This is a genomic window from Microbulbifer sediminum (assembly GCF_021729035.1).
Classification (GTDB): domain Bacteria; phylum Pseudomonadota; class Gammaproteobacteria; order Pseudomonadales; family Cellvibrionaceae; genus Microbulbifer; species Microbulbifer sediminum.
The window spans coordinates 156,433-168,313 of record NZ_JAJSAP010000008.1 but is presented as its reverse complement, the minus strand read 5'-3'; the positions used below and the strand labels follow the sequence as shown (position 1 = coordinate 168,313).

The window sequence follows — 11,881 nt, the reverse complement described above, 5'->3', positions numbered from 1 at the left end:
GCCGGCCGCTCGGGCCTTTCCGGGATCCCCGACCACCGCTTCCGGTGACCGTCGAAGGGGCGCGCATTATATCGACCCCTTCGTGCTTGGCAAGCCTTTTTTGAAGGCTTTTTTCAGTGCCGGAAACCGATGCCCGAAGGCGTCCTTTCCCGACCCCGAAGGACCGCCCGGCCCTTCCGAAGTGGCGCGCATTATAGCGGCCTCTCCGCGTCTGGCAAGCCTTTTTTGAAGGCTTTTCCAGCGCCGGAAGCGATGCCCGAAGACGTCTTTTCCCGACCCTGAAGGACCGCCTGGCCCTTCCGAAGTGGCGCGCATTATAGCGACCATTTCTGGCCCGGCAAGCAGTTTTTCCAAAATCTTTCTGGAGCAAACTGGAGAGCCAGACCGGGAGGCGCTCGCCTCCCCACCCTGCGACTCAGGGCAAAAAAAACACCCTCTCATGAGAGGGTGTTTTTGTATGGCGGTGAGAGAGGGATTAGCTTCGCTTTGCTCGCTGCTCTCCGGCGACAAGCGCCTCCGAGTCGAACCAGCGGGTTCTCACTCTCTCAGACCATCCTCAATCAAAGGGCCCTGCTCAGCAGGGCCCTTTGATTGATCGATATGGCGGTGAGAGAGGGATTCGAACCCTCGATGAGTGTTAACCCATACGCCCTTAGCAGGGGCGCGCCTTCAGCCACTCGGCCATCTCACCGTGTAATCTCATTGTGCTGCAACCCGGGGCTGCAGACAAGAATCCCGACCCGGGATCCTGGCGGTCAACTCGATTGAGCACCCCCCGAAAGAGGACGGCATCATACCAACGGGAGGGCAAAAATCAATGGGGAATCAATAACTTTTTTGGCGCCATTCCCGCTTGCACACATTCTGCACAGACTGATTTCCGGGGTTGCCTGTCGGCAGCTGGCCTGTACGACAGAGGGAGCAGAGAGCAGGAGGGAGGAAAGCAGGGACAATGTCGCAGCGGAAACAAAAAAGGCCGGTCATGCCGGCCCCTTTTTGCTCGGGAGGAGCTACTCTTGCTCGGTGTCACCCGGCGTCTGCTTTTCCCTCTGGATCCGCTGGTATATTTCTTCCCGGTGCACGGCTACTTCTTTGGGCGCGTTTACACCGATTCTCACCTGGTTTCCCTTTACGCCGAGCACGGTGACAGTAACATTGTCACCGACCATCAGCGTCTCGCCAATCCGGCGGGTTAAAATCAGCATTACCTACTTCTCCTTGATCATCCTGTGATTGGGATAACTCAAATCAATTTGAGTTTCCCACGGTCATCATAACCGGATGGCGGCATGTTTTGGGAGGTTTTTGCCCATCACTACTGTCAGTATTGACCACCCGATCAAATTCTCAACAGTTGCACCCTACGCCACATGACGAAATTGCTATGAGAACTCAGCCGCCACCTACCAGTTGGTTATAGCCTCAGCCCGCCGCCCTGGGTTCGGACAACTCAAACTCACTGTGAAGGGCACGCACTGCCAGCTCCAGGTAGCGCTCGTCGATGATCACGGAGATCTTGATTTCGGAGGTGGTGATCATCTGGATGTTGATGTTGTCCTCGCCCAGCGCACTGAACATCCGGCTGGCGACATTGGCGTGTGAGCGCATCCCCACACCCACAATCGAGACTTTCGCAATCTTGTCGTCAGCGACCACTTCCCTGGCACCCAGTTCACCTGCAACACGCTCCAGCACCTCCCTCGCCTTCGCCAGGTCATTGCGGTGGACAGTGAAGGTGAAATCGGTGGTACCGTCGATAGAACTGATGTTCTGCACGATGACATCCACCTCAATGTTTTCCGCGCCTACCGGCGCCAGGATCCGGCAGGCCACCCCGGGGGTATCCGGCACGCCGCGAATGGTCAGCTTTGCCTCGTCCCGATTGAATGCAATGCCGGAAACAACGGGTTGTTCCATTTGGGTGTCTTCCTCATCCAGACTGATCAGCGTGCCCTCCCCTTCCTCGAAGGTGGAGAGAACCCGCAAGGGTACTTTGTATTTACCGGCAAACTCGACCGCGCGGATTTGCAGCACCTTCGAGCCCAGGCTGGCCATTTCAAGCATTTCCTCGAAGGTGATGCGGTCGAGCCGACGCGCACTGTCAACCACCCGCGGGTCGGTGGTGTATACCCCGTCCACGTCGGTATAGATCTGGCACTCGGTGGCTTCCAACGCTGCCGCCAGGGCGACACCCGTTGTATCCGAACCGCCGCGGCCCAGAGTGGTGATATTTCCTTCTTCGTCCACCCCCTGGAAACCGGCCACCACCACTACACGGCCCGCATCCAGGTCCCGGCGCATGCGCTCCACATCGATCTGCTGGATACGCGCCTTGGTGTGCGAGTTGTCAGTGAGAATCTTGACCTGGCCGCCGGTATAGGAGCAGGCATCATAACCGCGCTTTTTCAGGGCCATACTGAGAAGGGCAATGGTGACCTGCTCACCGGTGGCCACCAGCACGTCCAGCTCACGCGGATCCGGTTTTTCCTGCACCTGGTAGGCCAGGTCAATGAGGCGGTTGGTCTCACCACTCATGGCTGAGAGCACCACCACCATTTCATGCCCCTGCGCCCGGAAAGCGGCCACCTTGTCGGCAACAGCCTCAATGCGCTCGATCGAGCCCACCGAGGTGCCACCGTATTTCTGCACGTACAAACTCATGGGATTCTGTGTTTCCTTACTGCCGGCAGCGCCTGACCAGACCGCATGGCACAGCAACTATCGAATTCTGCAAGCCGCGCACTAAATCACTAATTTTTGCCAAAATCAACTGAATTGTTGCGCGACCAAGTGCCGGGCCGACCCGTTCAGGAGAGCCGCTCCTCCACCCAGGTGCGCACGTCGGCAAGCATTCCCGGCAGGGCCGCCACATCGGTGCCGCCACCCTGGGCCATATCCGGGCGCCCACCGCCCTTACCTCCCAGCTGGCCAGCAGCGAAGCGCATCAGCTCGCCGGCCGCCACCCGGTCAGTCAGGTCCTTGGTCACCGCAGCCACGAGGGCCACCTTGTCATCGCCCGGTGCAGCCAGCAATACCACACCACTGCCCAGTTTATTCTTCATCTGGTCGGCGAGGTCACGCAGTGATTTCGGGTCCGCACCGTCGATGGAGGCTGCCAGCAGTTTGTGGCCCCCCACCTCTACCGCCTGGGCCGAGAGATCACCACCCGCACCGCTGGCGAGTTTTGTCTTCAGCTGCGACATTTCCTTTTCAAGCTTGCGGTTGGTGACCAGCAGTTGCTCCACCTTATCTGCCAGCATATCCGGCCGCGTCTTCAGCAGCGCTGCAGCATGCTCAAGGCGCTGCTGCGCCTCATCAAACAGGGCCAGGGCATGCGCCCCGGTCACCGCCTCGATGCGGCGCTGGCCGGAGGCGATGCCGCTCTCACCGACAATCCGCAGGAGGCCGATATCGCCGGTCCGCTGGACGTGAGTCCCCCCGCAGAGCTCTACCGAGAAAGCACTGCCGTCCTCTATCTCGCCCATTGAGAGCACCCGGACAGTATCGCCGTATTTTTCTCCGAAGAGCGCCATGGCACCCTTTTTCCTCGCGCTCTCGATATCCGTCTCCTCGGTGTGAACCGGGGTATTCGCACGAATCTGGGCATTTACCAGCGACTCAATCGCGTGGAGCTGCTTGGTTGTCACCGCCTCCGGGTGGGAGAAATCGAACCGCAGGCGCTCGGAGTCCACCAGCGAGCCCTTCTGGGTCACATGCTCGCCCAGCACCTTCCGCAACGCAGCGTGCAACAGGTGTGTCGCCGAGTGATTCAGCGCAGTGGACTGGCGCACATCCCCGGAGACCTCCGCCTCCAGTTCGTCGCCGACAGAAAGGCTGCCCTGCAGCAGCTTGCCGGTATGGAGATGATGGCCGCCCTGCTTGGTGCAGTCACGCACCTCGAAGCGTCCGCCGGCCGCCTGCAGGTAACCGCAATCACCCACCTGGCCCCCGGATTCGGCATAGAATGGCGTGCGGTCCAGCACCACCGCACCCTCCTGGCCCTCGCCCAGGGTATCCACCTGCTCGCCGTCGCTGACGATGGCTATCACCTTGCCGTGGGCAACCGTGGCATCGTAGCCGAGAAATTCGGTCGCCCCCTCCAGGTCGAGGGTGGCGGTGTAATCGTGCTTGAACTTGCCGGCAGCACGGGCGCGTTCACGCTGGGCCTCCATGGCCGCCTCATAGCCGGCCATGTCCAGGGTCAGTTCCCGCTCACGGGCAATATCATGGGTCAGGTCCACCGGGAACCCGTAGGTGTCGTACAGGGTGAATACCAGCTTGCCCGGGATTTCAGTGCCCTCCAGATCGGCAAGGGCCTCGTCCAGTACCGACATTCCCTTATCCAGAGTCTTGGCGAACTGCTCTTCTTCCTTGCGCAGCGTGTCCTCGATCAGCTTCTGCTTCTCGCGCAGCTCCGGGTAGGCGTCCCCCATCTGTTCCGCCAGCGCATCGACCAGCCTGCAGAAGAAGATACCTTCCTGGCCCAGTTTGTGGCCGTGGCGCACCGCACGGCGGATGATCCGGCGCAGGACATAGCCCCGTCCCTCGTTGGAGGGCATGACGCCGTCGGCAACGAGGAAAGAACAGGAGCGTATATGATCGGCGATCACCCGCAGGGACTTCTCTTCCAGGTCCTTACAGCCGACGATCTCCGCAGCAGCCTGGAGCAACGCCTGGAACAGGTCGATCTCATAGTTGGAATGCACGCCCTGCATCACCGCGGCAATCCGCTCCAGGCCCATGCCGGTATCCACCGAGGGCTTGGGCAGCGGATGCAACTCGCCATCGGCGGAACGCTCATACTGCATGAACACCAGGTTCCAGATCTCGATATAGCGATCCAGGTCATCATTATCCGATCCGGGCGGGCCGCCGGGCACTTCCGGGCCGTGGTCGTAGAAGATCTCCGAACTGGGCCCGCAGGGGCCGGTGTCGCCCATCTGCCAGAAATTATCCTCATCCAGGCGCGAGAAACGTTCGGCACTGACCCCCATTTCCTTCAGCCAGATATCCGCAGCCTCGTCATCGCTGATATGCACGGTGACCCACAGGCGCTCCTCCGGCAGGCCAAGCACCTTGGTCAGGAAATCCCAGGCAAAGCGGATGGCATCGCGCTTGAAGTAGTCGCCGAAGCTGAAATTGCCCAGCATCTCGAAAAACGTGTGGTGGCGGGCGGTGTAACCGACATTTTCCAGGTCGTTATGCTTGCCACCGGCACGCACACAGCGCTGGGAACTCACGGCGCGCGTATAGGGACGCGGCTCGTGACCGAGGAAGGTATCCTTGAACTGCACCATGCCGGCATTGGTGAACATCAGGGTCGGGTCATTACCCGGCACCAGGGAACTGGAGGGCACCACGGTGTGGCCCTGCTCGGCAAAGTAATTCAGGAAGGCGTCGCGTATCTGTGCGCTTTTCATCCAGCGTAATTCCACTTCGTTGGTAAGGGTTATCAGTCAGAAAGGCCGAGAGTCCCGGGTCAGCTGCCCGCCGGGGCGTCGGCCAGGTCCTGCTCACGCATCTCGCGGTCGGCGAGCAGGTGAATATGCAGGTGAAAGACGGTCTGGCCGGCACCGGCACCGTTGTTGACCACCAGCCGGAAGCCGTCGAGCCCCAGCTTTCGGCCCAGTTCACCTGCAACCCACATCAAGTGTCCCAGCAAGGGCCGATCATCCCGTCCCGCGTCCGACACATTGAGCAGAGGCTTGCGCGGGATGATCAAAAGGTGGGTCGGCGCCTGGGGCGCGCGATCGCGGATGACAATGCACTGGTCATCCTCATACAGCCGCTCGACCGGAATTTCACCGGCGACGATTCGGCTGAACACGCTAGGCTCACTCATGGGCTTATTTTTCCAGCTTTTCCTCGGTGGTCAGCTGGCGCGCCTCGGATTCCAGCATCACGGGGATGCCGTCACGTACCGGATAGGCCAGCCCGCTGGCCTTACACACCAGCTCCTGCTTCTCCTCGTCGTATTCAAGAGGCGCCTTGCTCACCGGGCAAACCAGCAGACTCAGTAGTTTCTTATCCATGTTCCATACACTCCGGGCCCACCCGGGGCCAAAAACGACCGCGTATGGTACAACGGTTAACAGCCATTTTCACGGGCTGCGCGGCCGTCCCCATCCCCGGTGGTGTACGGGGGGTCAGGCGGAGGCCTCGATCGCCCCCACCTCCTGGCCGGCCCGGAGGTGCCTGAGTAGCAGTTCCACTGCGCGGGGACCATCCTCTGGCTCATTGAATACCTCGTGAAACGCGCCCGGGAACAACTGCACTTGCCGCTTTTCACTACCAAATCGCTCGAACCAGGCCAGGGTGGTGTCACTATCCACCATGCGATCACCCCGCGGCAGTAACAACAGGCAGGGAACCGTAATCCGGTCGAGCCGGGAGAAAAGGAACTCTCGCTCGCGCAGGAAAGTAGTGAACCAGCGCATGGATACCCGGTCGTGGACCAGGTCGTCAGCCAGGTAATCCTTCACCACAACCTGGTCATGGGTCAGGTCGTGCGGGTCCAGCCGGTTGGAAAGGGACAGTCTGGGCACCACCGCTGCGAGCCCCCTGATCAGGAAACGCTCCACCGCGCCAGGCTCCCGGCAGCCCCGGAATCCCGGTGCCGAGAGCACCAGGCTGTCGACACCCCCGAAGCGCACGACACAGCCACAGGCAATGACACCGCCCATACTATGCCCCAGGAGGTGCAGTGGGCGGTCAGGATTATCCCGCTGCACAATGCGGATAAAATCGTGCAGGTGCTGGCTGTAGCGGGCAAAGTCGTCGATGTGACCCCGCCCCCCCGCGGACAGGCCGTGACCGTAGTGATCAGGCGCGTAAACACTGTAGCCCGCACTGTTCAGCGACTTCGCCAGCCGCCGGTAGCGGCCGCCGTGTTCACCGAGCCCGTGCGAGATCACCACTACGCCAAGGGCCCCCTCCACCCACCAACGCCGGTAATGGAGCCGCTCTCCGTGTGACAGGAATTGCATGTCTCTCTCCTCGCTACCTTATTGTTATTTTGCAGTGATGTCCGTGCAGCCTCTACCGTGTCCGGGCATGTTTGCGCGGCGACAGCGCCGCTACGCCCCCTACTCCATGGACTCCTGGTACTCGCCGAGCATCGCCAGGTGGTTCAGCCGGGCGCGCTTGAGCAGGGCGGCCTGGGCAGCACCGGCATTGCCGCTCTCACCCTGCCAGGCTTTCAGCGCCGGTTCCTGTAACGCGCGCCCATAGGAAAAACTCAGCTGCCAGGGAGCATGCCATAACTGGTTGAGTGCATTAAGGTTCGCTGTGGCCTCTTCCGGGCCCTGGCCACCGGAGAGGAAATTGATGCTCGGCACTGCGGCCGGCACCCCGCGGCGGAGACTCCGCATGGTGTATTCGGCCACCTGCTCCGGGGGCGCCTTGGCACAGTCTTTCCCGGGCGTAACCATGCTGGGTTTCAGGATCATCAGCTCCAGTACCACGCCGTGCCGGTGTAAAGCATGGAATACCTCGTGCCACACCGCCTCGTTCACCTCTGCACTGCGCTCGATACTGTGGTCACCGTCCATCAGCACCTCGGGTTCAACGATCGGTACCACCCCACAGCCCTGGCACACCGCTGCATAACGGGCCAGCATCTCGGCATTGGCAGTCAGTCCCAGCCGGGCGGGGTTATGCGGGCTTATCGGGTACACCTCGCGCCATTTGGCGAACCGGGCACCCTGTTCGCGGTAGCCCTGCAGGCGCGCCTCCAGGCCATCGAGGCCAAAGGTGATCAGGTCACCGGGAGCGCCGGCCAGGGGGCCCTTGCCCTTGTCCACCTTGATGCCGGGAACTATCCCCTGCTCCGCCGCAACATGCGGGAGGAGGCGGCCATCGCCGTTTTTCTGCCCCAGGGTCTCCTCGAACAGGATGACACCGCTGACATACTGCCCCAATCCCTCGGTATCCAGCAGCAGGGAGCGGTAAAAGCGGCGATGCTCTTCCGTCGACTCCACCCCCACCGCGTCAAATCGTTTGGCGATGGTCCCCGAGCTCTCGTCCGCGGCGAGGATCCCCCGGCGCCCGTCCACCATATCCGCGATAGTTGCCTGCAGGTCGTCACTGATACCCACGCTGAATACCTCCCGTCTCCGGTTCATCACAGACTTGAGGATAGGCATTTTCGGCGGGAGCGGCGGCAGTATGCCGCCGCAGCCGTTCGACCGCCCGTCAGAAAGTGCGGCAGGCAGACACCGCCCGACGCCAGCCCTCCAACAGTTCCTCCCGCTTGTGGGCGCTCATCTGCGGCACGAAGTCCCGCTCAATCTCCAGCAGAGACTCCGGCAAGGCCCCGCTCTCCCAGATGCCCGCACCCAACCCCGCCAGCAGCGCCGCCCCCACTGCCGTTGACTCGATCTGGCGCGGTCTTTCCACCCGGGCGCTGGAGATATCGGACTGGAACTGCATCAGGAAATCATTGGCCGCCGCACCACCATCCACTCGTAACCGGTTGATTTCCACTCCAAGCGCATCAGCCATCAACCGCGCCAGGTCATCACTCTGGTAGGCGATGGACTCCAGGGTGGCTCGCACCAGCTCATCCCGGCCGGTGCCGCGACTCAGGCCGCAGATCATGCCCCGCGCGGTGGGATCCCAGTGCGGCGCACCGAGGCCGCTGAATGCCGGCACCAGGTATACGCCGCGGGTATCGGGCACCTGGCGCGCGATGCTCTCGGTGTCCGCCGCCTGCTGGATGAGCCCCATGTCATCCCGCAGCCACTGCACCGCCGAGCCCGCATTGAACACGGCCCCCTCCAGAGCGTAGGCCGGCGCGCCGCCCGCATCGCAGGCAATGGTGGTGAGCAGGCCAGTGGGAGCCGGGGGCCGGTCCTCGCCCGCGTAGGCGAGCATGAAGCATCCGGTGCCGTAGGTGTTCTTGATCGCCCCCGGCACGGTGCAGCCGTGGCCGAACAGGGAGGCCTGCTGGTCCCCGGCCACACCGGTGATCGGCACCTCCGCGCCCAGAAAGGACGCCGGGTCAGTATTGGCGAAGTGCCCGGCGGACGGCCTGATTTCGGGCAGGATGGCGTCCGGGCAGCCAAACAGCTCCAGCAGTTGGGGATCCCAGTCACGCCGCTCGAGGCTGTAAAGCAACGTTCGGCTGGCGTTGGTATGGTCTGTGAGGTGCGCTCGGCCACCGGTCATTTTCCAGATCAGCCAGCTGTCTATCGTCCCGAAGGCCAGCTCCCCGGCCCGGGCCCGTTCCAGCAGCCCGGGATTGGCGCGAAACAGCCATTGCAGCTTGCTGGCGGAAAAATAAGCATCGAGCACCAGGCCTGTCTTCTCCCGCAGCCAGTCCGCCCTGCCCGCCTGCTCCAGCTCCCGGCAGATATCGGCGGAACGGCGACACTGCCACACGATGGCCGGGCAAACAGGCTCGCCAGTCTCGCGATCCCAAAGTACCGTGGTCTCGCGCTGGTTGGTGATACCGATAGCGGACAGCTGCGAGGCTTCGACACCAGCGCGCTCGAGGGCCGCCCCGCACACACGGAGGGTTACCTGCCAGATCTCGCTGGCATTGTGCTCTACCCAACCGGGACGGGGGTAATACTGGGGAAATTCGGAATAGCTGCGGCCTAACAGGCGGCCCTGGGAATCGAAGACAAAGGCGGTGGTTCCGGTGGTGCCCTGATCGACTGACAGAATCACGGGGGCTCCTTACTCTTATCTTTTCCCGCAGTATACAGGCTCAGGAGAAAAGTTCCGCCTCCAGGGCATACTGGATGGCGTCCGCGGGGAAACCGCGGTAGGCAAGGTAGCGCTGGCGCCGTGCGCGCTCTTTCAGCTGCTGGTCGCGCGGTAATGCATCGCTGATGGGGCGTCGGAACTTGCGCTGCAGGGTCTCCGCCGCCAGCTGGTACCAGTCCGCCTCAAGCTGGTCGAGGGCAGAGCCGGCCAGGGCGCTGTCGATCCCCCGCTGTTGCAGGTCTCGACGGATGCGCAGGGGCCCCTGACCGCGCTGCACGCGCGAGCGGGCAAACACTTCGGCGAAGCGCTGGTCGGACTGGTAGTTGAGTTCGTGCAGGCGCCCGAACAGCGCCTCGAAATCTGCGGAGGGGAAGCGCGCCGAGAGTTTCTGCCGCAGTTCGTGGCAGGAGTGCTCCCGGCGCGCCAGCAGGTCAAGCGCTGCAGTGAACAGCGCCTGAGCCGTATCGTCAGAGGAGAACACGGGCGGCTGGAATTACTCTTCCGGCGCTTCCGCTGTCTCGGGTTCCGGCTTGGCCGGCACCAGGTCGCCCAGCAGCTGGGCGCGTAGCTGTCCCTCGATCTCGTCGCGGATACCCTGGTTCTCTTTCAGGAACTTGACCGCATTGGCCTTGCCCTGGCCGATCTTGTCGCCCTTGTAGCTGTACCAGGCACCCGCCTTGTCGACCAGCCCATGCTTGACGCCGTAATCAATAATCTCGCCCAGCAGGTTGATCCCCTGGCCATACATGATCTGGAACTCGGTCTGCTTGAACGGCGGAGCCACCTTGTTCTTGACCACCTTCACCCGGGTTTCGTTACCGACCACTTCATCGCCTTCCTTGACGGAACCAATGCGACGGATATCCAGGCGCACGGAGGAATAGAATTTGAGTGCGTTACCGCCGGTGGTGGTTTCCGGGGAGCCGAACATCACGCCGATCTTCATGCGGATCTGGTTAATGAATACACACAGGGTGTTGGTATTCTTGATGTTACCGGTCAGTTTGCGCAGGGCCTGGGACATCAGGCGCGCCTGCAGGCCTACGTGGGAATCGCCCATTTCGCCCTCGATCTCGGCACGCGGGGTCAGGGCCGCAACCGAGTCGACAATCAGTACATCGACAGCACCGGAGCGCACCAGCATGTCGGCCACTTCCAGCGCCTGCTCACCGGTATCCGGCTGGGAGACGATCAGCTCGTCTACATTGACACCCAGCTTCTCGGCATAGATCGGGTCCAGCGCGTGCTCCGCGTCGACAAAAGCACAGGTGCCGCCCTTGCGCTGGGCCTCGGCAATAACCTGCAGTGTCAGGGTGGTCTTACCGGAGGATTCCGGACCATAGATCTCCACGATACGGCCGCGCGGTAAGCCGCCGATGCCGAGGGCAACATCCAGGCCCAGGGAACCGGTGGAGATCGCGGGAATGCGCTCGCGCTCCTTGTCCCCCATACGCATAACGGTACCCTTGCCGAACTGGCGCTCGATCTGAGACAGCGCCGCCTGCAATGCCTTGTCTTTGTTGGAATCCATGACCTTTCCCATGTACTTAAGCGTTGTTGATTGTGGGCAAGCTTAACGAAGGATTACTGTATAAGCAACCAGTAATCAATCTTCCGAGTGCTCCCGCACCAGTGCCAGCATTTCCCGCAGCGCCTCGGCCACGGTCTGCTGCTGCACCGCGGCGCGGTCGCCCTCGAAGTGAAAGCAACTGGCGTCGATGGTAACCGGCTCCTGGCCTTCCGAGTGAGCCACCGCAATCCAGACGGTGCCAACCGGCTTCTCCTCGGTGCCGCCATCCGGGCCAGCGATTCCAGTGACAGCCACAGCCACATTGGAATCCATCAGCCCCAGCACTCCACTGGCCATCTGCCGGGCCACCTCTTCACTCACGGCCCCCAGTTCCTCCAGGTCTTCCCCGGAAACCGAAAGCAGCTCGCGCTTGACCCAGTTGGCATAGCTGACCACCGAGCCCTCGAACCAGTTGCTGGCACCCGCCACCGACGTAATAGCCGCGGCGATGGCGCCGCCGGTGCAGGACTCGGCAGCCGTCGCCTTCCAGCCCCTCTTGTGCAATTCTTCACCAAGCTGCTGCGCCAGTACTGAAATATCCGTCATCTGTTTATTCCTTGCTACCCGACTCGGTAGAATAGCGCCTTGCCCCGGACCCCG

12 protein-coding genes and 1 tRNA gene are annotated in these 11,881 nt (G+C 62.0%); 1 reads left to right on the top strand and 12 read right to left on the bottom strand.

Annotation, left to right across the window (positions count from 1 at the left end):
* Nucleotides 1-229 (top strand): hypothetical protein (locus tag LVD11_RS14490; protein WP_237060190.1); only part of this gene is annotated, 229 nt, incomplete at its 5' end.
* Nucleotides 230-601: 372 nt separating this feature from the next.
* On the opposite strand, the gene LVD11_RS14485 is transcribed toward LVD11_RS14490, so the two are convergent.
* The 12 genes from LVD11_RS14485 to LVD11_RS14430 form a co-directional block, all read right to left on the bottom strand.
* Nucleotides 602-691: transfer RNA gene (locus LVD11_RS14485), tRNA-Ser, on the bottom strand.
* A gap of 319 nt (nucleotides 692-1,010) precedes the next feature.
* Nucleotides 1,011-1,205 carry a carbon storage regulator CsrA gene (csrA, locus tag LVD11_RS14480; protein ID WP_237060187.1) on the bottom strand — a complete coding sequence of 65 codons (195 nt, stop codon included), beginning with the start codon at nucleotides 1,203-1,205 and terminating at the stop codon, nucleotides 1,011-1,013.
* A 217-nt stretch (nucleotides 1,206-1,422) separates the two neighbouring features.
* On the bottom strand, nucleotides 1,423-2,661 hold the full coding sequence (locus tag LVD11_RS14475) for an aspartate kinase (protein ID WP_237060185.1): 1,239 nt from the start codon (nucleotides 2,659-2,661) through the stop codon (nucleotides 1,423-1,425).
* 146 nt (nucleotides 2,662-2,807) lie between these two features.
* On the bottom strand, nucleotides 2,808-5,420 hold the full coding sequence (alaS, locus tag LVD11_RS14470; protein ID WP_237060183.1) for an alanine--tRNA ligase: 2,613 nt from the start codon (nucleotides 5,418-5,420) through the stop codon (nucleotides 2,808-2,810).
* Nucleotides 5,421-5,479: 59 nt separating this feature from the next.
* A complete protein-coding gene (locus LVD11_RS14465) occupies nucleotides 5,480-5,842 on the bottom strand; it encodes a histidine triad nucleotide-binding protein (protein ID WP_237060181.1) in 363 nt (120 codons plus the stop codon).
* A gap of 4 nt (nucleotides 5,843-5,846) precedes the next feature.
* The gene (locus tag LVD11_RS14460) at nucleotides 5,847-6,032 is read right to left on the bottom strand and encodes a Trm112 family protein (RefSeq protein WP_237060179.1); all 186 of its coding nucleotides are present in this window, start codon (nucleotides 6,030-6,032) and stop codon (nucleotides 5,847-5,849) included.
* A gap of 114 nt (nucleotides 6,033-6,146) precedes the next feature.
* On the bottom strand, nucleotides 6,147-6,986 hold the full coding sequence (locus LVD11_RS14455; protein ID WP_237060178.1) for an alpha/beta hydrolase: 840 nt from the start codon (nucleotides 6,984-6,986) through the stop codon (nucleotides 6,147-6,149).
* 99 nt (nucleotides 6,987-7,085) lie between these two features.
* Nucleotides 7,086-8,123: a class I fructose-bisphosphate aldolase gene (locus LVD11_RS14450; protein ID WP_237060177.1), complete on the bottom strand. Its 1,038-nt coding sequence runs from the start codon at nucleotides 8,121-8,123 to the stop codon at nucleotides 7,086-7,088.
* Nucleotides 8,124-8,193: 70 nt separating this feature from the next.
* Nucleotides 8,194-9,672: a glycerol kinase GlpK gene (gene glpK, locus LVD11_RS14445; protein WP_237060176.1), complete on the bottom strand. Its 1,479-nt coding sequence runs from the start codon at nucleotides 9,670-9,672 to the stop codon at nucleotides 8,194-8,196.
* Nucleotides 9,673-9,712: 40 nt separating this feature from the next.
* Nucleotides 9,713-10,192 carry a regulatory protein RecX gene (locus LVD11_RS14440; protein WP_237060175.1) on the bottom strand — a complete coding sequence of 160 codons (480 nt, stop codon included), beginning with the start codon at nucleotides 10,190-10,192 and terminating at the stop codon, nucleotides 9,713-9,715.
* Nucleotides 10,193-10,204: 12 nt separating this feature from the next.
* Nucleotides 10,205-11,242, bottom strand: a complete 1,038-nt coding sequence (recA, locus tag LVD11_RS14435) for a recombinase RecA (protein WP_237060174.1) — start codon at nucleotides 11,240-11,242, stop codon at nucleotides 10,205-10,207.
* 75 nt (nucleotides 11,243-11,317) lie between these two features.
* The gene (locus LVD11_RS14430) at nucleotides 11,318-11,827 is read right to left on the bottom strand and encodes a CinA family protein (protein WP_237060173.1); all 510 of its coding nucleotides are present in this window, start codon (nucleotides 11,825-11,827) and stop codon (nucleotides 11,318-11,320) included.
* Nucleotides 11,828-11,881: the final 54 nt, after the last annotated feature.